Below are 26,473 nucleotides of genomic sequence, written 5' to 3' on the forward strand. Positions count from 1 at the left end.
ACCATGATCAATCGTCGTACTTTCATTCAAAGCACTGCCGTCGGAACGGCTGCTACTCTGTTTTCTCCCTACGGAATCGCCGCGCCACGCGCCACCAAGTACCGTACGGCACTCATCGGTACGGGTTGGTGGGGTATGAATATCCTACGGGCCGCCATAGCCGCAGGGCAGTCGAAAGTAGTAGCGATGTGCGACGTCGACCAAAATCAAATCGGCAAGGCCACGGCGGAAGTAGAAAAACTAAACGGTGATAAACCCAAACAATACCGCGATTTTCGGGAACTACTAGCGACCGAAAAACCCGAAATTGTGATTGTGGCTACGCCCGACCACTGGCATCCGCTGATTTGCATCGCGGCGGTGCAAGCGGGCGCACACGTGTACGTCGAAAAACCCATCAGTCACACCATCAACGAAGGGAAAGCCATGGTGGCGGCGGCCCGCAAAACTGGCAAAGTGGTACAAGTAGGAACGCACCGCCGCGTATCACCGCACAACATCTCGGGTCGGGATTTTATCCGTTCAGGCAAAGCCGGCAAAATCGGAATGGTGCGCACGTTTGTACACTATGGCGGCGGCCCTGGTCAAGTAACCCCCGATAGCGAAACCCCTCAAGGAATGGATTGGGACATGTGGTGCGGGCCCGCACCGCTCCGCCCCTTTAATACCAAAATTCACCCGCGCGGTTTTCGTCAATACCTCGACTACGCCAACGGCACGTTGGGCGACTGGGGTATTCACTGGCTCGACCAATTGTTGTGGATAATGGAAGAAAAATACCCGCGTAAAGTGTTCTCTGCTGGTGGACGCGCCATCAAAACCGACAATACCGACGCGCCCGACCATCAAGTGGCCGTGTATGAATTTGAAAACTTCACCGCAACCTGGGAACACCGCCAATTTGCGGGAAATAACGCCGAAAAAACCCACCCCCAACAGGCCGTAGGTTGCTATTTCTACGGAACAGAAGGTACTTTTCACATGGGCTGGCTTGATGGTTGGACATTTTACCCAACCGACTCCAAAAAACCCGTTATCCACGAAGATGCCAAACTTGATATGCCTGACCAGCAAAACATTGCCAACCTTTGGGCTGATTTTCTGGACTCCATTGAGAAAAAAAGAACTCCTGTTTGTGACATCGAAATCGGCCATCGCTCCAGCAACATGGCACTGCTTGGTATGCTCTCCATGAAGGCAGGACGAAGCATAGAATGGGACGGAGAAAAGGGAATCATCAAAAACGACCCGGAAGCCAACAAACTTCTAGAAAGAGCGTATCGGAAGGGTTGGGAATACCCGAAAGTGTAGTTGTTTTCAACTGAAAAACAGAGCAATAAGCAATGTAAAACCGCAAAAGTGACCGTCATTCTTTTGCGGTTTTACTTTTGAAGAAAGTATCCTAAAAAACTTTACAATTACTGATGAAAAAAATCCTTTTCTTCTTTCTATTCCATGTCTTTGCGCAAGCCCAAACCTTCAAAAACCCGCTGCTCCCCGCGGGAGCCGACCCGTGGTCGATTTACAAAGATGGCTTTTATTTTTACATGCATACCACTGGCAAAGATTTGACCATCTGGAAAACCAAGGATTTGTCGCAACTCGCCACGGCTCAAAAAACGGTTATCTGGACTCCACCCGCCACGGGCCCTTATTCAAAGGAAATCTGGGCACCCGAACTGCATTTCTTACAAAATAAATGGTACATCTATTTTTCCGCCGACGACGGTCGAAACCGCAATCACCGGCTGTACGTATTAGAAAACTCCTCCCCTGACCCGACCCAAGGCACTTGGATGATGAAAGGGCAACTCAAAACACCCCAAGACAAATGGGCCATTGATGGTTCGGTCTTTGAGCACAATGGCCAAATGTATCTTACATGGTCGGGCTGGGAGGGCGACGAGAATGGTCGCCAGGATATTTATCTGTGCAAAATGAGCAATCCGTGGACCTGTGTCGGCAAGCGTATCCGCATCGCTGACCCCCAGTTTGAATGGGAACACCACGGCTTACTCACTCGCCCCGGGCCTGACGATAAGCCCATTGTATTGGTCAATGAAGGCCCCCAGTTTCTCAAAAGTCCAAACGGCAGAATCAACATCATTTTTTCGGCAAGTGGCTGCTGGACAGACTATTATGCTTTGGGTATGATTCACGCTGCTCCCACTGCCGATTTAATGAATCCTGCGTCTTGGAAGAAGCATCCAACCCCCGTATTTTGGGCAAACAATATATCAGGAACTCATGCCGCTGGGCATAATAGCTTTTTTAAGTCGCCCGATGGAAGCCAAAATTGGATTCTTTACCACGCCAATTCGGAAGCGGGCCAAGGCTGCGGCAAACAGAGAGCGCCCCGTATGCAGCCCTTCACCTTCACCGCCGACGGCGTTCCTGTTTTTGGGAGTCCGCTCTCACCTGAGGTAGAAATGTCGATTCCGAAAGTAAATTGATCTAAAACAAAATAGGGGTGAGTAAGTCAAGCCTTATCCACCCCTATTTACGTCCCCCTACTTCACTGCGGGGGGTGTATAAAACTTCCAGTTTGACTTATAGTCTCGGCTTAGTTTTTTATTGGTCATCACGGCCCTGACCATGTCTACGGGCAGGGAGTTTTGTTGCATCACGGCGTCGTGAAACTCCTTGTATGTCATTTTTTTGGTATCGACCAGTTCCTTTTTCAACGCATAAAACTGAAACGCGCCCGTCATGTAGGCCAGTTGATACAGCGGCTCATAGCCGCCCACAAACGACCGACGCACTTCCCCTTCGGCATTGGCGCGCTCGTGGCCTACGCGGTCCACGAGGAAGTCAATACACTGCTGCGGAGTCCATTTGCCGAGGTGGTAGTTGAGCGAGAAAATAATCCGGGCGCAGCGGTGCATCCGCCAAAACAACATCCCAACGCGGTCTTCGGGCGACTGAGGAAAGTTCATATCCCACAAAATCATCTCCCAATACAACGCCCAGCCTTCGGTCCAAAACGGAGTGCGGAAACGGCGATAGGTTTTGTAACGGTTGTTCATAAAACCCTGTAAATGATGCCCTGCGATAAGCTCATGGTGAACCGTAGCGCGCGAAAAATGCGGGTTGTTGCCGCGCATACTCATCAGCTTATCTTCGTGCGACATGGCCGCCGTAGGGTACGAGATCAAAATCGTTTCGCCGCCCAAAAAGAACGGGCTAAACTTCTGCCGCTCGGCCGACATCATGGCCATGCGCCAGGTTTCTTCGGCAATGGGCGGAATCGTGATTAGGTCTTTTTGTTTCAAAAACGACACCGATTCGTTGTAGAGCCGCAAAATCATTTCGGGCTGTTTTCCCACTGGCACCATCGAGTTTTTGACTTTTTCCTGTGCTTTTTTCCAATCATCGCCAAAGCCCATCTCACGGGAGGCTTTCAGTAATTCGCGGTCGCACCACGCAAATTCTTTGTTGGCAATGTCGATGAGTTCTTCGGGCGTATAGGAAATAAACTCAAATTCCAATTGACGAATGAGCTCATCGCGCCCTACCGCTACCCCATTGATACCGCTGCCGTCGTCTTTGAAAGGAGCGCCAGACTTGGCTTTTTTTGCAAACAGATTGGCATACGAAGTCAACAGCGTATCCACTTTTTTGTACGGCTCAGGCATCCACCACGTAAAGTTGGGGTCATAGGCGTTGTAAAACTCAAAGACACTTTTCAGGGCGGATTTCAGTCCCGTAGCGGTGCCAGCGGCCCGTTCGGCCAACACTGGGTCGATTTTGTCCATTTTCGCCACGGCTTTACGCGCTTCGGCTATTTCCAGACCAAGGGCATTAAATTCCGTGGCCATCTGCTCTCCATTAACGGCCGCACCGCGGCGACGTGATTTCTCCAACGCATAAATCTTCTCCGCAAACGGAAACCAAGGCTGAATCTGCCCCACTTCCACCGCTTCTTTACCCAATTCTCGAATATCGACCTGTAAGTTTCGTTGAAACAATACATAATCCACTTGGCTATCAACGGGTAATTTGTCAAAGTCCATTTTTTGGAGCTGTCCCAGATAATCACTGGTCAATTTTTCCAGTCGCTGGCGGCGTTCGGGGGAGTTTTCGACCACGTAAAACCGCGTCAGACTGCCCCGGTCGGCGGCATAATTGGTCATCAAATGGTGGACTTCGCTCGTTTGTTTATACAACGAATTGGTGGGGGAAGGTTGAGCATACGCCGCAGACAAACCTGAAAAGGTCAGTACTGCACTCACCAAATAGTGTTTGGGGAATAGCATGAAATCAAAAGGGTTAGTTTCGAAATGAAAGGGTTTACGCGCGCTCATTGAAGTGGTATTTATCACCAATCCTGCACGTTAACAAAAGTAATCAAATTGTAACAAATGCCTTACAGCATCGTAGTCAGAGTTTTCTCTTCTTTGTAAATCCCTAAATAAAACGCCCCTTCCACAGAAGTCAGCGCATTTTGTTCTTGAGTCAGATAAACTTTTGGTTTATTTTATCCGTATATAACAAAACCCAGGCAATCTCATTGTTAATAAATAAAATATCCAAAAGAGACAAAGACGTCATTTATCGTACGGTATACAACTGTTAGAACATTCAGCTAATTTTACCGTTTGTAAATAGAGAGTAACTTTCAAAGACAAAAAAAGTCTCAACGAAAGAACTCTTGAACTGAAATCGAAAAAATGAGACTGAATTTTATATTAAAAAAAACGGCATTTTTCATTGTTACACTGCTTATCTCTGCATTAAACAGCACTGCACAAGTTCAATCTGGCTTTGTCGATGAATCGTTTAGGGGGATTTGGAATGGCACCTATTCTGAAGCTATCGTTGGGATTACATTTGACGCAAATGGACGAACTTTCGCGTGGACCAAAGACGGAAAAGTATTTGTATTGCCGTATGTACTGCCCAACACAAATAAAAATAATTATTCATGGTCGCTGATGCTTGACATTCGAGGCGATGTCAAAGGTAATTTTGATGGAGGAATGTTGGGTTTTGTGCTAGACCCTGATTTTTTTACCAATGGCTTTTTTTATGTGTATTATTCAAGTCACATTGTAGGGGGCAGCAGCGAAGATGCCGCCATTGGGAGGGTCAAACGCTTCAAAGCCAACAACCCAAATCACCCAACCCTTTTGCCAACGACCGATTATGGTAGTTCATTAAATAAAATCCTCATTGGCGAAAGCAACTCCACGGGAATACCCATCACAAAGCTATCGCACATGGGGGGTACGTTGGTGTTTGGAACCGACAATTCGCTCATCGTTTCGACGGGCGACGGCGCTTATTACTCCAACGATGATAATGGTTCACACCCCGAAACCGCCTATCAGGAATGTCTGAATAGAGGCGTAATGACCAACGCCGAAAACATCGGAGCGAATCGCTCTCAACTCCTTAGCTCTCATAGCGGTAAGCTCCTACGTATCGACCCCAATACGGGAGACGGCCTACCCTCCAATCCGTACTATAACGCCGCCAGCCCACGCACCGCCCAGTCCAGAGTTTGGGCGAGCGGATTTCGAAACCCTTTCCGAATCATGCACATTCCCCTCACCGGAAATCACACCGACGACCCTGGAGATTTTTTGGTGGGTGATGTAGGACAAGGTGATAAAGAAGAATATAATATGGTGGTAGAAGGCGGGCAAAACTTTGGTTGGCCACGTATTGAAGGAATGAATAAAACCCATAACCGCCCCTCCGCTTACTGGCCAGCCAATCCTATCAAACCCATTATAGACTACCGTACCACTCCTGAAAATACGCCAGGTCGCGCTATCAAAAATGACACTATATTTAACATCGGCAGTGCACAGGTACCTGGCATCAACCCCATGCAGGGCAACTCAGCCGTAGCTGGTGTGTATTATAATAAAGATACCTATCCTCCCGCGTACAAAAACACTTATTTTGTGGGTGATGCCAGCGGGATTGTTTATAACGTAAAATTAGATGCGAACTACAATGTCCAATACGTCAATCGTTTCAATTATAACATTGGCGGGGGTATGGTATGTATGGCCATTCACCCCATAGAAGGTACTATTTACTACGTTACGTATGGAAATCTGGAAATTCGTCGAATGCGCTATTCGCCTTTCAATCAACCGCCTATTGCCAAAATTAAAGCTGATACCACGGCGGGCAGCAGCCCTTTCATCACGGCTTTCTCGGCCCTAGACTCCTACGACCCCGACAACCAAACAATTACTTATCAGTGGAATTTTGGTGATGGTAGCCCCGTAGAAACCACCCTCGCCCCTCATCACGTTTTTACGAATGCGGGCCAAACATCGTACAAAGTAAAACTCACCGTAACCGACCCCAACGGCGAAAAAGGCTACGATTCTCTCTACGTAAGCCTCAACAACACCCCTCCCGTCATCGACAGCAGCAGTATTCACTCGCTAAATTCTATCGCGGCCAATGCCGCATACCCTATCACCCTCAGCGCCTTTGCCTCCGACGACCACACCGACAGCGCTCAACTTACGTACGTCTGGAAAATCATGCTCGCTCACAATGACCACGAGCACCTTTACACAACCTACACCAACAACGACCAGAACATCTCTCTCCCTTCTTTGGAGTGCGAAAAGGGAGTGGCTACGTATTGGATTCGGATTTATCTCATCGTCACCGACCAGCAGGGGTTATCAACAACTTATACCAAAGACATTAACCTCAATTGTGTCGGTTTACAACAATCCATTACTTTCCCCGCTATCCCCGACAAACTAACGACGGCTTCGGCGTTTGCCCTAAATGCTACCGCGAGTTCTACGTTGCCTGTTTCCTACTACTTGGTTTCGGGCCCCGCAACCATAGGCGGCTCAACCGTCACTTTAACGGGAAAACCTGGACAAGTAACAATTCGGGCTGCTCAACACGGAAGCACTCTCACTAACTATAATCAAGCCCCGATTGTGGAGCGGACTTTCAACGTCACGCGGCCCATTACGCAACAAACGGTTACGCTGGATTCTGTCCCGCCCAAGCTAATCACCTCACCTGCTTTTACGCTCAATGCCACTGCTTCTTCGGGGTTTGCCATCAAGTATTTTGTGGTAAGCGGGCCCGCCACCCTTTCCAATGGAAACCTCATCACGCTTACTGGGCAAGAAGGAACGGTACGGGTACGCGCCGTTCAGGCGGGGACTTATACCACCAACGGCGCGTTTGCCGAGCGTGAGTTTACCGTCACGGATCCTTGCCCACCCGCCCGCACGTTGACCCAAACCCTAGCGAACGGTGAACCCATGACGATTCAGGCGGGGCAAACCATCCAAGCCGCCAACCTCATTCAAAGCGGAGCGAATGTTGTTTATCAGGCAGGAGCTGCAATTGAATTAAACCCAGGGTTTCAGGCCGAAGCTGGTAGCGTATTTAAAGCTCAAATTCAGGGATGCAATTAAGAGAACGGGAAGAGCTTTGAGCAAAACTTTATAGGCTAAAAAAAACAAAGTGCCTTAAACGGGCACTTTGCTGAATAAAAACCATTATTTTTTCAAACTATCATTACTTACTTCAAGTATCTAAAATCCTCATCTCCTTTCAATTGCACCAACACTTCGTACATGAGGTTAATGACATTCTGCACGTCCTCTTTATGAACCGTTTCAACGGTGGTGTGCATGTATTTGAGCGGAAGTGAAATTAAAGCCGAGGCCACCCCTTCCGTTGCGTACGCAAAAGCATCGGTATCTGTTCCAGTAGAACGGCTGACGGCTTGGCGCTGAAACGGAATTTTTTTCTCTTCGGCTACCTGAATCAGCATATCCAATACGTTGTTTTGCACTGCTGGACCGTAGCACAACACTGGGCCGCTTCCGCATTTCAAATCCCCTTGCTCTTTTTTCTTATACATCGGCGATTGGGTATCGTGCGTTACGTCTGTACAAATGGCCAAGTCAGGTTTCAGACGACGCACAATCATCTCCGCGCCGCGCAGGCCGATTTCTTCCTGTACCGAGTTGACAATGTAAAGCGTAAAAGGCAGGTTGATGGCATTTTCGTCCAACAGGCGAGCTACTTCCGCAATCATAAATCCACCAATGCGGTTGTCCAACGCCCGTCCTACAAAATAACGGTTGTTCAATTCAAACAGGCCATCCGAGAAAGTAGCCACCGTTCCGACATGAATCCCCATGTCCAGCACTTCCTGCTTTGTGGTTGCGCCTACGTCAATCGTCAGGTCAGCCACTTTAGGAGCGGTATCTTTGGCGAGCTCACGCACGTGGATGGCAGGCCAGCCAAAAACGCCTTTGACAACACCTTTTTTGGTGTGTAAATTAACCCGCATGGAAGGCGCAATGACGGCATCAGAGCCCCCGTTGCGGATGACGTAAATATAACCGTCGTCGGAAATGTAATTGACAAACCAAGAAATCTCGTCGGAGTGGGCTTCAATCACGACTTTGTAGGGTTTTCCTTCATTGATGACGCCCACGGCGGTTCCGTAGGTATCCACAAAATAATCATCAATGTAGGGTTTTAAATAATCCAACCAAATTTGCTGTCCCGACGATTCAAAACCAGTGGGCGAAGCATTGTTGAGGTAGGTATACAAAAATTCGGTGCTTTTTTCGTTCATTTTTACTTTCGTTTATAAATCCGCGCGCCCTTTGGAGAACCATCATTTACTTGGGCTATCAGTTGATAATGTTGTTTTACAAAATTAGCAATCGGCGGGAAATACTCATGTTGGTGCTCGGTTTTTCCTTCCGTATTTATCAAACTCCCGTTCAAATCCACAAAAATGACGGGTTGATTTTGATTCACATCCGCCAAAAAGTCTTTCACCCGAATGTCATGCTGGGCGCTGGGCCAATAAATTCCGATGGTGTGCGGCCAGCGGTAGCCCATCGGCAGTCCCGTATAAACATAAAACCGATCTGCGTAGCCCCAGATAACCAGATGGTCAGTAGGTTTCGTATTTTCTTTGATAATTTTCACCACCTGTTGGTCAATTTCATCGTATCCAAGGGGCTCCAGCGGTTGGCGGTTGGTAAGGTTAAAAATCCCCTGCCCTATGGCACTTACCAATACAATTCCATATACCCAATTTTTCAGCGAGCTCCATTGGAGTGCTGAAGGGCGGCTCAACAGCACCCCGATGAGAAAAGTAAGCGGCATCGGTAGAAAGAGCGTGTAATGCGTGTAGGGGTTTCCAGATTGTAGAATTGCGTAAAAAGTAACCACCAAAAAAGTAACCGCAAACAGCAACAGGCGATTAGAACGGTCTAAACTTACTTTTTTTACGGTGCCTAGAAAGCCCACAAGCACCGCCAAACACCACCCGCCAAACACAAAACGGATGGCGTAGCTTTGCCACATCAAACTCCCCACCCGCCAAGGGCTGAAGCGTTTCCATACAGGTAGTTTAGAAAATTCGTCCGAATACCCGTAATAAAAATAATACCAAAAGTAGTTGTTCCAGAACGTATCTAGCTCTCCGCGCAGGGCAAAATAAACGTTGACGACTAAAGTGGGCATAAACCCTCCAACCACCAACCAACCCAGGCTTTTCCAGCCTTTTTGGATGATAAGTTCGTAGGCAAGAAAAGCGGCAATAATCAAGCCCATTGGCACATTTTGAAACTTAGCATAGACCAGCAAGCCCAACCCAATTCCCAAACTTAGCCAAAACACAACCGAAAGCTGACGATTGCCCGCGGGTAAATCTCGCCGATGAAACGCATAAACGTACGCACTGATGCCAGCGGTGAGCATCAATACACTCACTGCTTCTGAGTTATAGGCAATATGGTCGTGGTAGGCGGTGGTTCCCAGCCAAGTCAGCAACGGCAATATCACCGTCAACGCTCGTAAAGCTGATCGAGAAAGCCAACGAAGTGTTTGATATAAAATAACGAAGGTAAACAACCAACAAATAATCCCGACTCCTTCGGCCACGGGGTAAGTGGCGTCAAACCCCAGTGCACTGGCTATGAGCAACGGCACAACCGTGAGGGGGCGACCGTCGGTATAATTGAGCCAAGTCCAAATCGGGTCGGAGGATTTATCAATCGAAATAACCCCCGCCAACCACGTACTTGTATCAATATTAGGCTCGCGCGGGCTCATATTGCTCCACCTAAGCAGAAACACCCCCACCATCAGCCCTATTAAAAGCCAATTAACTGTTTTAATTTTATGCATTTATCTTACTCCTTTACCTGACTGGCAGGATTCATTACTGTAAAAAGGGAGCTCCCGAACGATGCCCGGGGTAAAACCGCCTCTTCCAGCTTGACAAGCCAATAAAGGGGAATATTAATAAAAAAAGGAGGTACTGCCACATCAGAAGCTTGTTTTGACAAATCTATCCATCCCCGACGCAACTGAAAACGTTGCCACGCTCGAACCGCCATAATAAGGGGGGAAAGGAAAAAACTCCAGTAAGTCCAATAAGAAATAGATAAGCCTGCCCTATCTACCAATCGTTCCAAATCCTCTTTGATAAAACGTTTTTGGCCGCCTACCACAATATCATGTATTCCCGAAAAAGCCTCGTGGGAATTATTGTTTGTAATAAAAATCCCCCCAGGTTTAAGTTTAGTACGAATACCCATTACGATTTCCTGAATCACGGCATCGCTGAAATAAGTAAAAACATCGTTGCAGATGATAACATCAAATTGCTGCCCAGGCTTGTAGTCGGCAATTTTTGTGAGGTTATGATGGGTCACGGCCAAACCTCTCATTTGTGAAAAAGCAACGCCATCTTCCGAAAAATCAAACCCTTCAATATTCGAAAACCCCTGCTCAAGCAAGTGCATCAGCATTCCTCCAGTGCCACAGCCAGCATCAAGAATTGAAATATCAGGGCGGTTTGGGAAGTGTTTTTTAATACTCCTTGTCACCTTCTGGTGCAAAACCCGGTACCACCACAAATGGCGTTCCGCATCATACATCCGTTTATATTCGTCGTATTTACCTATCATGGGTTCACAAAAATATCACTAGTTCGGAAAATATGTTTTGGCATTCATTATTTAGAAACACTTTTCTCGATATACTGCGGCAGCCCGCTTTGAGCCATATAAATCCGGCCAATGTACTCTCCCACCACCCCCAAAGCCGTCAAAATCATTCCACTAAAAAAAATAAGTAAAATAAGGGCAGAATTAAGAATAAAAAACTGCGCACGAAACGCATAAAGTATTACATCAACCAACGCCGAAACAAATGACAATCCCATAAACAATAAACCCGCCGCCGTGAGTAGCCGCAGGGGTTTGAGGGAATAACCAAACAGAATCGTCAAAAACAAAGACGTCAGTTTTCGCAGCGTATAGCCCGACTGCCCATCTTCGCGTTTGTTATGAGATACCTGCACCCGCCCCACGTTGCGCGTTACGCGGAAAATCAATCCGTCAATATAAGGATAAGGTCCTTTGTATTTGATGATTTCTTGCACTACTGGCTTCGAGATAAGTTTGAAGCTCGACAAATACAGGTCCTTGGGTTTTTCCAAAAGCCAAGTAGTAAGGCGATTGACGAGCATACTACCAAAGTTTCGAAACAATGAATGTTGTTTTTGACCATAAAACGAAAAAACAACGTCATACTGATGGTCTTGGGCAGTGGTCATTAATTTCAGAATTTCGGAAGGAGGGTTCTGAAAATCATCGTCAATCATCACACAGTAATCTCCCGAAGCATGGTTTAGCCCGCACATGACCGCATTAAACTCCCCAAAGTTTCGACGAAGCGAGATGAACTTAACTTGCTCAAAACGACGCGCCAACTCTGTACAGACCTTTTCGGATTCGTCGCGGCTACAATCGTTGACCAAAATGATTTCTACCGTATTTTTGTCCAACGTTTCCAGTACATGTTCAACCAGCCTGCCGATGGTCCGGGCACTATTATATACCGGAATAATAACCGACAGTAGCATGAGCTTGAAAAACGGATTGATTGATGGTTTGAACAATATACGCGGCCTCTTCGTTGGTCAGCGCAGGATGAAGCGGCAGACTCACCACTTCGTTGTGAATTTGCTCCGTAATGGGCAAACTTAAGTGATTATATTCAGCGTAAGCTCTTTGTTTATGAGGCGGAACGGGATAATGAACCGTGGCCTGAATGCCATTGTCCATTAAATAGTCGATAAATTCTTCTCTTTTAGGATGCCTGACCACAAAAAGGTGCCAAGCGTCTTCGTACAGCGTTTTCGCGTTTGGCAGTATTAAATCAGGATTTTTGATTTCGGATAGAAAATAACGGGCCAATTCTCGGCGGCGTATGTTTTCGGCATCCAAATACCCCAACTTTACGTTCAAAATCGCCGCCTGCAATTCATCCAATCGACTGTTGGTACCTACGTGGTCGTTGTAATACTTGATGGTGGAGCCATAATTGCGCAGGCTTGATATTTTGCGCGCCAATTCGGCATTATTTGTAGTCACGGCACCAGCATCTCCCAAAGCGCCCAAATTTTTGGTTGGATAAAAACTAAATGCCGCAGCATCCGACAGATTACCCGCTTTTAGTCCAGCATAAGTTGCTCCGTGGGCTTGGGCCGCATCCTCAATAATTTTCAAATCATAGGTTTGAGCAAGCTCCCAAATGGGTTTCATGGTGCAACATTTGCCGTAAAGATGCACGGCCAAAATAGCCTTGGTTTTTGGGGTAATTTTCCGCTCAATTTTTTTGGGGTCAATGTTATAGGTTTTGGGGTCAGGCTCTACCCACACGGGTTTTAGTCCCAAATTCGTTACCGAAAGTATAGAAGCAATGTAGGTGTTGGCAGGCACAATCACCTCACTTCCTTCGGGGAAATCGAAGGCTTTAAATATCAATTCCAACGCATTGAGGCCATTGGCCACTCCAATACAATGCGAAACACCGCAATAAGCAGCCCAATTTTGCTCAAAAGAAGCGACCTCTCTACCCAACACATACCATCCCGACTCCGCCACTCTTTGCATAGCTTCGGCAATTTCAGCCTGATACGGCCGATTGATTTGCTTTAGGTCTAGGTGAGGTATCATGGTTTTTGGTATACGTAGTCTTCTTTATCGTAGTATTCGTTAGACAAAACCAGTAAGATAGCATCCGATGAAAACTCGTCCATGATGTGCCAATCTCCTGGCTGAATAATTAGACATTGTGCTGGATGATTTAGATAAAAAGTCTGCTCACCATCTTTCGAAGTAACAATGATTCGGCAACTTCCAGCTACTGGAATAAGGGCATTCCATGTTTTTTTATGTCCATGCTTGGCTCTTTGCTCTCCAGGAGGGACTCCGTAGATATAAAAGGCTCTTTTAATGTCACCAGGAAGAATTTTTTCAAAAACGGTAAGCTTTCCATTGGGGTCACCAAAGGTACTTAATTCAATCAGTTGGGGCATATAGGGTAAGATAACGCTGTTAGAAACGCGAAAAATTAAAATTTTCCTTAAAGAAAAGAAAAAAAAACAAGTTTTTCTGCCTGTTTTCAGCGGTTTTAAAGAAAATAAAATTTAGCGACTGAGCCGCGAAAAAAAATTAATCAAAATTTAATATATAAAATAAGTAATTGTACAAATCTAATTTTGTACCAAAACAACAAAAAGAGACATCAAAAACCCACAAAAACATTCCTATAAGTCGAAATCTTTACAACAAAAAACCCCGCCAAAGACGGGGTTTTTTAGTGCTATGTATTCCAAAAATCAGATTTTCACGCCTTTAACGGTCTTGATAATGCGAGCCGCTACTTTATAAGGATCGGCAGCCGAGTTGGGACGACGATCTTCCAAATATCCCTTCCAGCCTCTTTTTACCGCTACAATTGGGATACGAATAGATGCTCCACGGTCAGATACACCGTAAGAGAATTGGTCAATTGATTGTGTTTCGTGCTTACCAGTTAAACGTAGGTGGTTATCCGCACCATACACCGCGATGTGCTCAGCTACTACTGGCGCAAACGCTTGACAAATTTTATCGAAAGTTTCTTTATTACCTGCAGTTCTCAAAACAGTGTTTGAGAAGTTGGCGTGCATACCCGAACCGTTCCAGTCGGTAGCACCGAGTGGCTTACAGTGCCAGTTGATACCTACGCCGTATTTTTCACCCATACGCTCCAACAAATAACGCGCTACCCAGATTTGGTCACCTGCTTCTTGGGCACCTTTAGCGAAAATTTGGAACTCCCACTGTCCTGTTGCTACCTCGGCATTGATACCTTCCACGTTCAAACCTGCCTGAAGACAATACTCAAGATGCTCTTCGATGATGTCACGTCCAAAAGCGTTTTGAGCACCTACTGAGCAATAGTATGGACCTTGTGGAGCAGGGTAACCATTGGCAGGGAAGCCTAGGGGTTTATTAGTTTCGAGATTCCATAAGAAATACTCTTGCTCAAATCCAAACCAAAAATCATTGTCACCATCTTCGATAGTAGCTCGGCCATTAGACTCATGTGGAGTACCATCAGAGTTTAGCACTTCGCACATCACCAAATAAGCAGGCGTACCTAATTTTGAACGCTCTGGATCGGGGCAGATAAAAACGGGCTTCAATAAACAATCAGACGAACCGCCTGGTGCTTGCTCTGTTGAAGAACCATCAAACGACCACATATCGCAATCTTCCAATTTACCTGAGAAATCGTTCTCAATTTTGGTTTTACTACGCAAACTTTGGGTGGGCTTGTAGCCGTCCAACCAGATGTACTCTAATTTAGCCTTTGCCATTGACATGTATGATTTTAGGTGGTTGAATAATTCACTTGGTGTTGTTGTACTTTTTACGGATTCAAAATTAATGTGTTTTTATTAAATCACCAAATAAAATTTTATATTTTTTAACATTAACCATTTTTTATGGAAGAAAAAGGCCGTAAATTATACTAACAAGGTAAATATTTGTACAAAAACAAGATAGAGCCAATTTTGCCAACTTTTGCAACAAAGATGTAAAATATGGAGAAAGTAAGATTAAAAACAATACTCAGAAAAGAATATTTATAGAGAATTGGCAAAAGTTTGAAGAAGCAAAAAGCCACTAAAATTGGGCTAAAATAGGATTTATCCCTCTTTTAAACTGTTTTTTTCTCTCTTACGAACCCTAAAAACAACCTATTTTTAGATTAAAAGCACTTTTATTCTGCCGTTTGGTATCACGTGGGTCAACCATGAAGTTTATTGTAATTTTGTGCAGTATTCAAGGCTTCTCAATTTTGAAAACGCAGCGTGGACCAAAGAAAAACCCCGTATTTCTCAGGCAAGAAATACGGGGCTAAGTAGTCAGATAACTACCAATTATTTGTTATTTATCTTTACGTTCAATCTCACGCAAGTTTTCCATTTTCTTGTTACGCAAAAAACCGTTGATGTCTTCCAAGTGTTCTTTGACGCGCTTGTTTCCAAACTCAAACACCTTCTCCGCCAGCCCGTCCAAAAAATCACGATCGTGCGAAATCAGAATGATGGTTCCTTCGAAAGCCTTGAGAGCATCCTTCAGAATATCTTTTGTTTTGAGGTCGAGGTGGTTGGTAGGCTCATCCAGAATCAAAAGATTGACGGGTTCGAGTAGTAGTTTAATCATGGCCAAGCGAGTACGCTCTCCACCCGAAAGCACGTTGACCTTCTTGTTAATACTCTCGCCGCTAAACATAAACGCCCCCAAAAGGTCTTTGATTTTGGTGCGAATATCACCCACGGCAATGTTATCAATCGTCTGAAACACGGTCAAATCTCCATCCAACAAAGCGGCTTGATTCTGCGCAAAATAACCAATCATGGAATTGTGTCCGAGTTTCATTTCCCCCTCGTACTCTATCTCCCCCATGATGGCCTTGACGAGCGTAGATTTTCCTTCGCCGTTTTTGCCCACAAACGCCACTTTCTGGCCGCGCTCAATGGTCATACTTGCATCTTTAAACACCAAGTGGTCGCCGTAGCTTTTGCTCAATTGCTCCACAATGACGGGATAATTGCCTGAGCGCGGTGCAGGCGGGAATTTCAGGTTGAGCGCCGACGTATCTACTTCGTCGACTTCCACAATCTCCAGTTTTTCCAGCATTTTCACCCGCGACTGCACCTGCAAGGTTTTTGAGTACGTTCCTTTAAAACGCTCAATAAACTCGGTGGTTTCGGCAATCATTTTCTGCTGGTCGTTAAACTGCTTTTGCTGCTGTTCGTGGCGCTCTTTTCGGAGTTGGAGGTACTGCGAGTAGTTTACCTTATAATCATAGATGCGCCCCATGGTGATTTCAATGGTGCGGTTGGTGATGTTATCGACAAAAGCCCGGTCGTGCGAGATAACGATGACGGCTTTGGCGGTATTGATCAAAAACTCCTCCAGCCACTGAATCGATTCAATATCGAGGTGGTTGGTAGGCTCATCCAACAAAATCAAATCGGGCGTCTGCAACAGAATTTTGGCCAACTCGATTCGCATCCGCCAGCCACCGCTGAACTCATTGGTTTTCCGATCAAAATCCGAGCGCAGAAAGCCCAGCCCTAAAAGTGTCTTTTCGATTTCAGCGTCATAATTGACTTCTTCGGTCGAATAGTACTTCTCGCTCAACTCCGACACGCGCTCAATGATGGCCATATATGCGTCTGATTCATAGTCGGTTCGTGTTTCTAACTGATGGTTTAGTTCATCTAGTTCGGTTTTCATTCCCAACACTTCGGCAAACGCCTTGGCGGTTTCTTCAAAAACCGTTGAATCATCCTGCGTCAGCAAGTGCTGTGGCAAGTAGGCAATCACGGCATCGTTGGGAGCGGAGATTTTGCCGCGTGTGGGCTTGTCGGCACCCGCTATGATTTTGAGCAGGGTGGACTTCCCTGCTCCATTTTTGCCCATGAGGGCTATTCTGTCTTTTTCGTTGATGTTGAAGGTTACATCACTAAACAAGGCCCTTCCCCCAAACTCTACGGTTACGTTATCTACTGAAATCATTCAATTCGGTTTTTGAGCCGCAAAGATAAAGGGAAAAGGCCTGTTTTACGCCCTATTATACTAATCAAAAGAATTAAAAGTACAAAAGTAAGGGTTGCCCATTTGAGACGAGTGAATATGGCAATGACTTTAAATGGATATGTAATACCTTTAAGAAGCTGTTCCAAAAGGATAGTTTCGGTTATATCAGCCAAGAACAAAATAGCGAGTACCAACAAACAGCACCTGAGTAGGGTATTGGTCCAAAGCAATATTTGCGCCTGCATTTCACGATATACCCAGATTCCAAGCAAAAATGGATAACAAATGAGGTACCAATAGTCGAGATGAACGACGTCGAGAAGTTGGCATTTTTGGATAGAAGTAAGCAACTTAAACTGCTCCTCTAAACACTCAGCAGTGGGCCAGAAGTTACAGCAAGGGTCTAAATTTCCTTGAAAAATAGCCGCCATTGTAAAAAATAGGTACGCAGTTAAACCACCAACAACGATAAATAGGAGTGATGAAATTTTCATAACTTTTTTGGTTGGTAATTGACCGAGCGATAGACATGCTTATAAGTAGCAGCCTCTCCGTGAATACAGGCAAGGTAAGTTTGGGCAATAATTCTGAACTTATGGGGTTGAGGATGAATCTCGTCCGTCCATTCATGGGCCTGCACCAACCCACGCGAGTCGATGTGAAAAAGGCGTCCTTTGGCCGTTGGGTGAAGCTCCATAAATTTCTCTTCGAGTTCAATCATCATTTCATTAAAGAAATACATGCACGCATAGAGAATATCCAGTTGCAATTCTTCATCAGATAATTCTTTAAAAATCAACGGTTTTTTCAGCCACCAACCATGCCCAATCCAACGAAGGATGGGAATATACCATTTTAACGGGTTGACACCCCAGCCATTATTGTCGGAAGGTACCAGAAAATCGTAGCCTTGGGTAATGATTTTTAGGTCGGGAAATTTTTCATTACCGCTTACCAACAGACTATGAAAGAGCGAGTAATACTGCAAACGAAAGAGCATCATCAACGCAAAAAAGTCTTTAGATAAATAGCCAATGGCCCTGTTCCACCTTTTTTCGGTTGGTTTTCGAGCATCCAAACTTACTTCGTTGCGCAATAGGTACGGTTTTTTGTGGGCATTTTCGATAAGATGTTTTGCCCAATCACTGTAGTGCAACTCCGAGGTTGTATTAGGCCTATGCGTCACCATAAGCGCCATGCGACTCATTCCTCCTACATCATTACCTCCGCCGCTCATCAGAAAAAAATCGGGCTGATGGACTGATAGCCCATTGACATACTCCCTAGATGCCAGAATATTGACCAGCCAATCGGAGGCCGAAGCAAGGCTGAAAACAGCCGTGTTTTTGTCCATACTAATCCAGTCGAGAATGTCCGTGAGAATAATCGGATAGTTGAACCAAGAATCACCTTCGGCTACCACTTTTTTGAGCTCATTGCGGGGCGAATGTTGAATCTTCTTAACATACAGGTCTTTACGGCGGTCGTTTTTAAGGCTATTGAGCCATCGCGTAGCCCCTTCCACTGCCGACCGCTCAAGCAAGGTCGCTTCGTCCATGTCAAAAACCGATTGAGTGATGGACTTTAGGTCGTCGGCAGTCGCCATTGTCATCAGTGTGTTCAACTCACTGTGCGCGATTCGATTTTTGGTAAGTTTTCTTATCAGACGCGCCTTCATTGAGTTGTCGTTGGTTAGTTTCATGTTGCTTGAAGGTTAAGCTACCCGCGAGATGGTTTTGTTTTGAAATGAAAAACTAACGGTAAATTGGAAAGTTGCAACTGTCTATACAAAAATAGACTCCTGTTGTTGTAAAAGTTTTAAAGCTCCAATGGCATTCACTCGGTCGTTCTCATGATTTGCTGTCATTAATATCGCATTCCTAATTTTTTGAACGGGGACATGAGGGAAAGCACTCATCAACAATGCGCAGATACCCGATACTTGCGGTGCTGCAGCAGATGTATGGTGAAACATAGCATATGAATTTGTATTGTTTGTACTCATTATATCTCCATAAGCATAAACAACATCCCGCCCGAAGTTCGAATAAGATGCTTTTTGGTTATTGCCATCTAACGCCCCGACTTTCAAAACATTAGGAAGTTCATTCAGAAAAGTAGTGCTAATATCAATCCTATTTAAATCGTTATCAGTACCATTCCCGCTTGAAAAGACAAACAATATAGTGTCGCTAAGGCTATTGATACAACGTTGAAATTCTCTTTCAGCATCAGTATTTCGAAAACTTGATTCAATTCCAAAAGAGCAGTTCATTATTCTTATTTTATCCTGTTTAGCAGTATTGATAGCGGTCTGTGCCTGACTCATGAATTCTTCGGTACCTCGAAGAAAAAGTTTGTGCATTTGTACCAACGCCTCGGGAGCGGCTCCTACAATGCCAATACCGTTGTTACCGATACCTCCAATTATACCTGCTACTGGTGTGCCATGTCCAGCAGTATCTTCCATTCTTTGGCTATTTGGATAGGTATATCCCACCTGAGTACCTCTTTTCCAAAGATTCTGTGCTATATCTGGATGGGTTGTAAGAACTCCCGTATCAATCACTCCAACAATCTGACTTGTACCTCTCACAAAGTCCCAACATTCTTCTACACCCAACTGATCATATATTTTACGTTGTGTTTTGATAAACTCGGGGTCATTGGGCGGGGGGGCGTGGAGATAAATGAGACCGTCTTCATACAATAATTCTACTTTGCCTTTTTGATTTTCGCAACTATCCATCACTTTCCTAAATTCCTCTTCATTGGCACAATCAATCTTGAAGGTTCGGTAAGTTTCTTTGTCCATTTTGCCGAGTTTATGATAAAATGGTGCGTTGTAATGCTCTTTTTCAGGAATATCATTCTTTTTCGAAAACGGGTCTAGATGGCTATTAGCATTTTCGTCGCCCTCAAACTGACCTAATGCTTCGGCCTTGAAGGTTATTTTGTCAGAACTCAAAAGGTCTGACAACGCATGCCCTTCTCTCATTTTAACAATAATTCGCCTCGTTTTCATCGTTATTTGATGTCTTTTGTTTTAGTATATGGGCTGTACTCGTACATCGCATCTGCCTGAATTAATACAGACTCCGCATCAAAAAGTTGATACTCCATTTCTACAAATCCAGAATGTTTGAGTGTAGTCCTCCATAAAAACTTCTTGACTTTATTCGTTCCCTTACCCTTCGCACTCAGTCTAAGCGTATAAGCACCACTTTTTAAAACATCCAAAAGGGCTTCGGCTCTTAATAAAGAGTTCAATAATGTAGTTTTAGTAGTAGAATCTTTCTCAAAAAGCTCTTTTCGTAGTCTGTCATAGATTGTATCGGTGCTTGTTTTGTCATTATCAAATTTATTTCCAGCTAAAGGAATTTGCTTTTCTATTTTTGCAATCTCGATTTTCAAGCTATCAATAATTTTTTGTATTTGAGGTTTTATGGAGGCAGAAGCCTCCGAAATCTTTTTATCTTGTTCTGCTTTCTGTTTTTCCAAACCCTCCTTTTTGTTTGTTAGTTTTTCTTTCTCATCTTGCTTAAACGTATTGATTTCCTTCTCTAATTGAGCCTTTACACTATCTATCTTAAAAATAATACTCAGCAAAGGGCTTTTTTTAGATGCGACCAAAGGCATTATAGTTGGGTAGTAGTATTTTCTTAAACAGCAGGTGTCTCTTTGTCTTAGCATAGACACCAGTGAACTCTCACTAATTTCCTCATCATTGATTCTAAAGTCGGTTTCTGTTCGAAACATCGTTGATAAGGAAAGAAGCGTTTTCAAAACTTCATTGCCTACTGAAATTGCTGTTAGAGGGTTATTAACCGCCCTATTTTGAACTTTATTTAGTTGAGTTTCATAACTTTTTAAAATAAGTTCTATTTCTTCTATCAATGCCATGTAATTTGGCAAAGAATTATAAAGAGAAGCATTATGGATGACAATTTTAGAGGAATCATTGCACTTCAAAGGGGTACACTTGGTGTCTGATATTTGTTGCAAGTATTTCTTGATCAATAAATCTAAATTCTTGTAAATGAGTACTCTTGTTTCAGCAAGGGCGTTTTCGTTGTTGCTAAAAGTAATATTTCCTGTAAGAGGTGTTGGCAACGATGCTCCCAATAAATCTTTTATTGCCTTTGCATCCGCTAAGTCCTGTTGTTTTGCTGCCTCCGCGGCTGTTTTTTCGGCTGTAACCGGAGCGTCTTGTGCATTTGTCAAAGCATTCTGCGCCTCTACGATAGCTTTATCGAGTTGAAGTTTTTTCAAGCGCAAGCTGTCTGCTTTAATTTCTTCTGAAGTTTGTCCCCAAAGGGTAGTAACATAAAGTAATAGCAAAATGCTAAAAATGGAAGTCTTCATTATAGTATGTGTTTAAGTGAAAAAATCATTATTCCTTCCCTATCGTCTTCATCTTCAGCGCACTCCTAATATTCATCACCTTCTTGAGCATATCAAACCAAAACGGTGCGCCTGCGCTTACGGCGCCAATACTGATGATAAGTCCTGCTAATTTGCGTAGCCAGTATCCCAACAACGCATCGCCCGTGGGTATTTCCTCCGTTTCCCAGCCCATGGGTATCGTAGTGCCTTGTGCCAGTTGGGTTCTCAGCCGATTGGTTAATGAATCTATTTGTTGCTTGGCTTCAGTTATTTGTAATGAGTCCCCGTTGGATAGTTGTTTTTTGAGGGAGTCAAGTACAAGTGAATTGCTGGAAGTTTGTCGAACAATAGCATCAGCCGCCTTCACATAAGCTGCGCGTGCTTCGGGGTTTTGCCACAGATATTGAGAAATTTTGAGGGTGTCTATGTTAAGTACCGTACAAAAAATAATTCCCGACAAAAACGTCCATAACTGTACTCGGCGCTTATACCAGTCGGAGGTACGTTCCATAGATTCATCAAACCATTTGTCTAGGGCAGTTTGAAAGGCGTTCATACAGTCGGTGGCTTCTTTGGTATTTCGCTTCACCTCGCTAATGATGGTTTGAAGTTGCTCTTTGATGTCGCTATCGGGAAGTTTATTGATACCATCTTCTATTTCTTCAAATGTGCCATCGACATTTATAGGGGTGCTTTGTACTACATTTTTTAGAATATTGAGCAGTGTTTCCCTGAAAGTACGGCTAGAGATATAAGTAGGCTTGTCTTGGCGTGTAAAAAGACCATAATTGGTATCACGCTCTAAACTTTTAACCATTGAGTGATTGAAAAAATCGTCTCCAAGTGATTTGCCATCAATGGTTGATAACATCTTGACAATGCCCTTACGAAGTTGTGCTGCGCGTACGTGAAGTGTAGCATCTATCCACTCATTGATAACAGTACAGGCCAAGCCTAGCACCAAATAGATAACAATAAGTCCAATGAGAACATCGAGAGAGTTGAGTATATTCATCGCGTTGTAAGGTTTTAGTGAAACAAAGGTTGCAAATATTTTCCCTGCATTCTATGGGAAACTTCCCGTATTTTATACCGTATTTTTCACGTATAAAAATGAGGGTTTTCACGTAAAAAAACAGGTATTTTTTAAAGACATTTGTAACGACATCGAAAATATGCACTTTCGGGTGCTATGTTAAATATCTGTTTAAACCCTATAAATATTTAATGCTATGCCTCTGCATTTTTATTTCAATCTTAGAGAAGAGTTAAAAGTCCCTTATTCTCCACAAAGTTTGAGTATGACCTTCAAAAAGTGGGAAGATATTACTTTAAACAAATTTGATGAATTACGCTTTGAACAGCTACTACTCTTACGCAATTTTATTCAGGACAAAGAAAAGTTTGATTTTCTTGTTATGAATTTTTTGAGCCGTTTTGATGGAGGTGGTGTTGATTTTCCTCAAGCTAAAAACTTATTTACTGATTATGATAACTGGAAAAACAATAACCCAACAATAGACTTTTCCCAAGATGCTGATTATTTTGTAGTTGACAGAAGTTTATTGGAGAATTATATTTTACAAAACCTTGTCGGCAAAGAACTTATCATAAAATTTGGGTGCAATAACAATGGCAGTAGATATGCCAATCTTAGCATTTTCATTGCAGGAATGGCCAGAAAAGACTTAACTTTCACTTCTTTAACAGACTATATTGAGTGTAATTCTCAAACAGTATCCCCTACCCAACACAATAAAATAGACAATAATTTCAGGACAAAAACTGGTAATTTTAGCGGCAGAATAGGAGGAGGAAGTATCACTACAGTAGGAGTATCTCACAATATTTATAAAAGAGGACTGGAAGATGGATTCTTGAGTGAATTTCTTGCTAAAAATCCATTAGCGAAAACTATTTATATTCATCCTGCTTTTGATATAAATCATCAAGGGAGTCTGACTGTTGTTTTTTCAACAATCCCTGATATTAGATTAACCCCTATTGGCGATTGGGAAATTAGTAAAGTATACAATTTCGGCTCTGGTTGCTGCCCACCTCAATAAATAAAATATGAGCAATTTGGAAAAAATAGTTATTGTCATTTATCTATTGATTATACTAATATGCGTTTTTATTGGAGTATATTATAAAGTTACTTCAAAAAAAGAATTTTGGCCTCTGATTTTACTTCTGACAATTACTTTGATAGTAGAGTCGCTGGGATACTATAATTTGTTTACAGCGCATAAAATAGCAGGCTGGCTTTTTCCAATATTCTTACCAGCTCAGTATTGCTTAATGGGGATTTATTTCAAATACATTATCAAAAGCAGACAAACTCAAAAATGGATAATTATAAGCATTCCAATCATGTTAGGTTGGAATGTTTACAATTCCATTTTTTTGCAAAATCTGAAAATGCTCAATACGTATGCTATATTATTGGCTTGCATCTTATATTGTGTATGGTCTATTGCCTACTTTATTGAATTATTGAATTCTGAAACAGATGAACATTTAGCTCAAAACCCCCATTTTTGGATTTGTACGGGAACCTTATTCTTTTATTCCAGTTCCTTTTTTATAATCGCATTTATACTAATTATTGATACTGGTGATAGAGAATTAGCATCAAAACTTTGGTTTCTTGTTAGATTATTTAATATAATATTGTACGGCCTTTACGCTTACGGTCTAATATGCCAAATCAAGCATCAGAATTCTTCTATCTTGCGTTAGCAGGCACCATATTAGTTTTGTTACTGATACTTTTCATTGTGTCTTTTTTTTACATATTCCAACGCCGCCAAACCCAAAACCGCCAGGAAAAAGCCGCCCTCCACGCCCAATACCAACAGGAAATCCTTCAATCTCAACTCGAAATCCAGAATCAGACCTTACAGCACATCAGCGGTGAGTTGCATGATAACATCGGGCAGCTGCTGTCGGTGGCGCGGCTCCAACTGAATATGCTGGAAGACGAAGAAACAGCTACCCCCGCCCAAATTCGCGAGGTAAACGACGTCATCGACAAAACCATTCACGAACTACGGGCTCTGAGCAAGAGTCTGGACGGCGATTTTGTCAAAGATTTTGGCCTGATGGAGAGCCTTTCGCATGAGTTGCAACGTATACGCGCTACGAGTAAGTACCAAACCGAGATTATTACGGAGGGCGAACCGTATCGGTTGGAAGGCCAAAAAGAAATTGTGCTGTTTCGCGTGGTGCAGGAAATTCTCAACAACACTCTCAAACACGCCGCCGCCAAAAATATCAAAGTGACACTTCAATATGAGCCAACTCAGTTTAGCCTCACGGTTCAAGACGATGGCAAAGGCTTTGATTATGAGAAGCTAAGGAACCGAGAAATGACCGAATCGGGGGCTGGCCTGCGCAATATCAAACGCCGCACCGAACTCATCGGTGGCAACTGTCAGTTGGAATCTACCTTGGGTATCGGCACTAAAATACGGCTTCAATTGCCCGTTGTTTCCTAAAAACCGTAAAACACCCTCCCTAAAACGGGAATTCTCCCCTTTCGCTCCCCATTCCATCCTTTTACTTTCGTACTATTCCGATCGTATCGGTCGTTTTATTGGTCATAATGTATCAAAAAAACAGCAGTGAGCATGGCAGAAGGGACAGAGTTAAAACAAACTAAAAAATTAATGGAGTATCAACATGAAGTGCTTGAGTCGCAGATAGAAGTGCAAAAACAGGCATTTGAACGCATCGAAACCGAATTGTACGACAACGTAGGCCAGATGCTGGCCGTCGCCAAGATTTATCTATGTACGCTAGAAGAAAGTGCATTGGACGAAGAGCAACAGAATTATGTCAAACAAATCAATGACATTGTGGGCAAGACAATTCTTGATTTACGCACATTGATTCGAAATCTGGACGCCTATCTTTCCACCAATTTCGATTTAAGCAGTAGTTTGTCTACCGAAATTCTGCGTATTCAGAAAACAACCCGCGTCAACATTGAATTACAGATTTCGGGCACTCGGTATTCGTTAGGCTATGAAAAAGAAATTGTGTTGTTCAGAATTGTGCAGGAGTTAATCAACAAACTGTGGAGTACGGGCAATGTTTCAAACATTAAAGTTATTCTGAATTATACACCTACGTTGTTCAGTATTTCAATTCAGTTTCAGGGAAAAAACGTCAAAATAGAGGCAGATAATCTCCACCGACGTACCGAATTGATGGGCGGAAAGTATGTATTTATCAACAAAAAAAAGAAGGAAATACTCATTGAGCTACCCGTTAAGAATTAACTCATTTTATAAAAAAGCTAAATTCGTATAGACCACCATTGCACCCACAAATTCAAGTGCTTTTTCTTTTTATTTTACCTAAATCCTTGATACATTTAGGCAAACTGCGCAAACTTTATTTTTACTCATTACACCCACTCTCCTACCTCATGAAAACCTCTATCGCTATTGTTGATGACCACGAATTAATGGCCAAAGCCCTGTCGGGATTGGTTCAAAAATACGAAGAATACGAAGTCATCTACGAGGTCGGCAATGGCAAAGAATTGATTAAGTACATCCAGCTCAATATGGTGCCCAACATAGTTTTGCTCGACATCAATATGCCCGAAATGAATGGGTACGAAACGGCGTTGTGGCTCAAAAACAATTATCCCAAAATAAGAATTTTGGCCCTTTCAATGAATGATAAGGAAGAAGCCATCGTCGAGATGCTCCGCAACGGCGCGCACGGCTACTTACCCAAAGGCTGCAAGCCGTATGAACTCAAAATGGCCTTAGATTCACTGGTGGCGAAAGGTTATTATTATTCTGAATTTGTGACGGGAAAACTCGTCAAAAGCCTCAACCCCGACACCATTTTGAATCCTGTCGAGGCCCTAAATCTCAACGACCGCGAAACCGAGTTTATTAAGTTGGCTTGCAGCGACCTCACCTACGTCGAAATCGCCGACAAAATGTGCGTCAGTCCACGTACCGTCGATGGCTATCGCGAGTCAGTGTTTCAGAAAATGAACGTCAAAAGTCGGGTGGGAATGGTGATTGAAGCCATTCGACTTAAAATAGTAGAATTATAAACCTAACTCATTAGCAATCAACATATTTCTACAACAAAACCAGGCAAAATAGTGACAAATTAAACGCCACAAATAC

At 43.7% G+C, this 26,473-nt stretch carries 21 protein-coding genes; 7 read left to right on the plus strand and 14 right to left on the minus strand.

Annotated elements, in window-relative coordinates; genetic code table 11:
- Positions 1 to 6 precede the first annotated feature (6 nt).
- Positions 7 to 1,311, plus strand: a complete 1,305-nt coding sequence (locus tag NCI00_RS03795) for a Gfo/Idh/MocA family protein (protein WP_253525998.1) — start codon at positions 7 to 9, stop codon at positions 1,309 to 1,311.
- 113 nt (positions 1,312 to 1,424) lie between these two features.
- A complete protein-coding gene (locus NCI00_RS03800) occupies positions 1,425 to 2,453 on the plus strand; it encodes a glycoside hydrolase family 43 protein (RefSeq protein ID WP_253525168.1) in 1,029 nt (342 codons plus the stop codon).
- A gap of 57 nt (positions 2,454 to 2,510) precedes the next feature.
- Here the strand turns inward: NCI00_RS03800 and NCI00_RS03805 are convergent, their stop codons facing one another.
- Positions 2,511 to 4,256: a DUF885 family protein gene (locus NCI00_RS03805; protein WP_253525170.1), complete on the minus strand. Its 1,746-nt coding sequence runs from the start codon at positions 4,254 to 4,256 to the stop codon at positions 2,511 to 2,513.
- A 414-nt stretch (positions 4,257 to 4,670) separates the two neighbouring features.
- On the opposite strand from NCI00_RS03805, the gene NCI00_RS03810 reads away from it, so the two are divergent.
- A complete protein-coding gene (locus NCI00_RS03810; protein WP_253525172.1) occupies positions 4,671 to 7,415 on the plus strand; it encodes a PQQ-dependent sugar dehydrogenase in 2,745 nt (914 codons plus the stop codon).
- Between the two features lie 107 nt (positions 7,416 to 7,522).
- Here the strand turns inward: NCI00_RS03810 and NCI00_RS03815 are convergent, their stop codons facing one another.
- The 13 genes from NCI00_RS03815 to NCI00_RS03875 all read right to left on the minus strand — a co-directional run bounded on the left by NCI00_RS03815 (position 7,523) and on the right by NCI00_RS03875 (position 22,329).
- Complete coding sequence (locus NCI00_RS03815; protein ID WP_114067103.1) at positions 7,523 to 8,593, minus strand: M42 family metallopeptidase; 1,071 nt, start codon at positions 8,591 to 8,593, stop codon at positions 7,523 to 7,525.
- A gap of 2 nt (positions 8,594 to 8,595) precedes the next feature.
- Positions 8,596 to 10,161, minus strand: coding sequence for a hypothetical protein (locus NCI00_RS03820; protein WP_253525174.1), 1,566 nt, complete (start codon positions 10,159 to 10,161; stop codon positions 8,596 to 8,598).
- 5 nt (positions 10,162 to 10,166) lie between these two features.
- Positions 10,167 to 10,946, minus strand: coding sequence for a class I SAM-dependent DNA methyltransferase (locus NCI00_RS03825; RefSeq protein ID WP_253525177.1), 780 nt, complete (start codon positions 10,944 to 10,946; stop codon positions 10,167 to 10,169).
- A 47-nt stretch (positions 10,947 to 10,993) separates the two neighbouring features.
- On the minus strand, positions 10,994 to 11,905 hold the full coding sequence (locus tag NCI00_RS03830) for a glycosyltransferase family 2 protein (RefSeq protein WP_253525180.1): 912 nt from the start codon (positions 11,903 to 11,905) through the stop codon (positions 10,994 to 10,996).
- Positions 11,874 to 13,001, minus strand: a complete 1,128-nt coding sequence (locus tag NCI00_RS03835; protein WP_253525183.1) for a DegT/DnrJ/EryC1/StrS family aminotransferase — start codon at positions 12,999 to 13,001, stop codon at positions 11,874 to 11,876. The genes NCI00_RS03830 and NCI00_RS03835 overlap by 32 nt, the downstream gene beginning before the upstream one ends.
- Positions 12,998 to 13,363, minus strand: a complete 366-nt coding sequence (locus NCI00_RS03840) for a sugar 3,4-ketoisomerase (RefSeq protein ID WP_253525185.1) — start codon at positions 13,361 to 13,363, stop codon at positions 12,998 to 13,000. Before NCI00_RS03840 ends, NCI00_RS03835 begins: the two co-directional genes overlap by 4 nt.
- A 303-nt stretch (positions 13,364 to 13,666) precedes the next feature.
- Positions 13,667 to 14,692: a glutamine synthetase beta-grasp domain-containing protein gene (locus tag NCI00_RS03845; RefSeq protein WP_253525187.1), complete on the minus strand. Its 1,026-nt coding sequence runs from the start codon at positions 14,690 to 14,692 to the stop codon at positions 13,667 to 13,669.
- 574 nt (positions 14,693 to 15,266) lie between these two features.
- On the minus strand, positions 15,267 to 16,907 hold the full coding sequence (locus NCI00_RS03850) for an ABC-F family ATP-binding cassette domain-containing protein (protein ID WP_253525189.1): 1,641 nt from the start codon (positions 16,905 to 16,907) through the stop codon (positions 15,267 to 15,269).
- Entirely contained in the window at positions 16,904 to 17,422 is a 519-nt protein-coding gene (locus tag NCI00_RS03855; protein ID WP_253525191.1) for a hypothetical protein, read from the minus strand. The genes NCI00_RS03850 and NCI00_RS03855 overlap by 4 nt, the downstream gene beginning before the upstream one ends.
- Positions 17,419 to 18,630 (minus strand): hypothetical protein, encoded by a 1,212-nt coding sequence (locus NCI00_RS03860; RefSeq protein ID WP_253525193.1) that lies wholly within the window; start codon positions 18,628 to 18,630, stop codon positions 17,419 to 17,421. The genes NCI00_RS03855 and NCI00_RS03860 overlap by 4 nt, the downstream gene beginning before the upstream one ends.
- Positions 18,631 to 18,711: 81 nt before the next feature.
- Complete coding sequence (locus NCI00_RS03865; RefSeq protein WP_253525196.1) at positions 18,712 to 19,953, minus strand: S8 family peptidase; 1,242 nt, start codon at positions 19,951 to 19,953, stop codon at positions 18,712 to 18,714.
- A 2-nt stretch (positions 19,954 to 19,955) separates the two neighbouring features.
- Positions 19,956 to 21,293, minus strand: a complete 1,338-nt coding sequence (locus NCI00_RS03870) for a hypothetical protein (RefSeq protein WP_253525199.1) — start codon at positions 21,291 to 21,293, stop codon at positions 19,956 to 19,958.
- A 28-nt stretch (positions 21,294 to 21,321) separates the two neighbouring features.
- Positions 21,322 to 22,329, minus strand: coding sequence for a hypothetical protein (locus NCI00_RS03875; protein WP_253525202.1), 1,008 nt, complete (start codon positions 22,327 to 22,329; stop codon positions 21,322 to 21,324).
- 217 nt (positions 22,330 to 22,546) lie between these two features.
- On the opposite strand from NCI00_RS03875, the gene NCI00_RS03880 reads away from it, so the two are divergent.
- The 4 genes from NCI00_RS03880 (at position 22,547) to NCI00_RS03895 (ending at position 26,397) form a co-directional block, all read left to right on the plus strand.
- Positions 22,547 to 23,380: a hypothetical protein gene (locus NCI00_RS03880; RefSeq protein WP_253525206.1), complete on the plus strand. Its 834-nt coding sequence runs from the start codon at positions 22,547 to 22,549 to the stop codon at positions 23,378 to 23,380.
- A 714-nt stretch (positions 23,381 to 24,094) separates the two neighbouring features.
- The gene (locus tag NCI00_RS03885; protein WP_253525209.1) at positions 24,095 to 24,814 is read left to right on the plus strand and encodes a sensor histidine kinase; all 720 of its coding nucleotides are present in this window, start codon (positions 24,095 to 24,097) and stop codon (positions 24,812 to 24,814) included.
- Positions 24,815 to 24,985: 171 nt separating this feature from the next.
- Positions 24,986 to 25,600 (plus strand): sensor histidine kinase, encoded by a 615-nt coding sequence (locus tag NCI00_RS03890; protein WP_253525212.1) that lies wholly within the window; start codon positions 24,986 to 24,988, stop codon positions 25,598 to 25,600.
- A 149-nt stretch (positions 25,601 to 25,749) separates the two neighbouring features.
- Positions 25,750 to 26,397 carry a response regulator gene (locus NCI00_RS03895; protein WP_253525215.1) on the plus strand — a complete coding sequence of 216 codons (648 nt, stop codon included), beginning with the start codon at positions 25,750 to 25,752 and terminating at the stop codon, positions 26,395 to 26,397.
- Positions 26,398 to 26,473: the final 76 nt, after the last annotated feature.

The sequence above is a fragment of the Runella salmonicolor genome (assembly GCF_024158025.1).
Classification (GTDB): Bacteria; Bacteroidota; Bacteroidia; order Cytophagales; family Spirosomataceae; genus Runella; species Runella salmonicolor.

What these genes read in the sequence shown, in the direction of transcription:
- NCI00_RS03840 (WP_253525185.1), bottom strand. Translation starts at nt 13,363, where the DNA reads ATGCCCCAACTGATTGAATTAAGTACCTTTGGTGACCCCAATGGAAAG.
- NCI00_RS03860 (WP_253525193.1), bottom strand. Translation starts at nt 18,630, where the DNA reads ATGAAACTAACCAACGACAACTCAATGAAGGCGCGTCTGATAAGAAAA.
- NCI00_RS03895 (WP_253525215.1), top strand. Translation starts at nt 25,750, where the DNA reads ATGAAAACCTCTATCGCTATTGTTGATGACCACGAATTAATGGCCAAA.
- NCI00_RS03890 (WP_253525212.1), top strand. Translation starts at nt 24,986, where the DNA reads ATGGAGTATCAACATGAAGTGCTTGAGTCGCAGATAGAAGTGCAAAAA.
- NCI00_RS03845 (WP_253525187.1), bottom strand. Translation starts at nt 14,692, where the DNA reads ATGGCAAAGGCTAAATTAGAGTACATCTGGTTGGACGGCTACAAGCCC.
- NCI00_RS03825 (WP_253525177.1), bottom strand. Translation starts at nt 10,946, where the DNA reads ATGATAGGTAAATACGACGAATATAAACGGATGTATGATGCGGAACGC.
- NCI00_RS03830 (WP_253525180.1), bottom strand. Translation starts at nt 11,905, where the DNA reads ATGCTACTGTCGGTTATTATTCCGGTATATAATAGTGCCCGGACCATC.
- NCI00_RS03800 (WP_253525168.1), top strand. Translation starts at nt 1,425, where the DNA reads ATGAAAAAAATCCTTTTCTTCTTTCTATTCCATGTCTTTGCGCAAGCC.
- NCI00_RS03805 (WP_253525170.1), bottom strand. Translation starts at nt 4,256, where the DNA reads ATGCTATTCCCCAAACACTATTTGGTGAGTGCAGTACTGACCTTTTCA.
- NCI00_RS03865 (WP_253525196.1), bottom strand. Translation starts at nt 19,953, where the DNA reads ATGAAAACGAGGCGAATTATTGTTAAAATGAGAGAAGGGCATGCGTTG.
- NCI00_RS03835 (WP_253525183.1), bottom strand. Translation starts at nt 13,001, where the DNA reads ATGATACCTCACCTAGACCTAAAGCAAATCAATCGGCCGTATCAGGCT.
- NCI00_RS03880 (WP_253525206.1), top strand. Translation starts at nt 22,547, where the DNA reads ATGCCTCTGCATTTTTATTTCAATCTTAGAGAAGAGTTAAAAGTCCCT.
- NCI00_RS03820 (WP_253525174.1), bottom strand. Translation starts at nt 10,161, where the DNA reads ATGCATAAAATTAAAACAGTTAATTGGCTTTTAATAGGGCTGATGGTG.
- NCI00_RS03875 (WP_253525202.1), bottom strand. Translation starts at nt 22,329, where the DNA reads ATGAATATACTCAACTCTCTCGATGTTCTCATTGGACTTATTGTTATC.
- NCI00_RS03815 (WP_114067103.1), bottom strand. Translation starts at nt 8,593, where the DNA reads ATGAACGAAAAAAGCACCGAATTTTTGTATACCTACCTCAACAATGCT.
- NCI00_RS03855 (WP_253525191.1), bottom strand. Translation starts at nt 17,422, where the DNA reads ATGAAAATTTCATCACTCCTATTTATCGTTGTTGGTGGTTTAACTGCG.
- NCI00_RS03810 (WP_253525172.1), top strand. Translation starts at nt 4,671, where the DNA reads ATGAGACTGAATTTTATATTAAAAAAAACGGCATTTTTCATTGTTACA.
- NCI00_RS03850 (WP_253525189.1), bottom strand. Translation starts at nt 16,907, where the DNA reads ATGATTTCAGTAGATAACGTAACCGTAGAGTTTGGGGGAAGGGCCTTG.
- NCI00_RS03870 (WP_253525199.1), bottom strand. Translation starts at nt 21,293, where the DNA reads ATGAAGACTTCCATTTTTAGCATTTTGCTATTACTTTATGTTACTACC.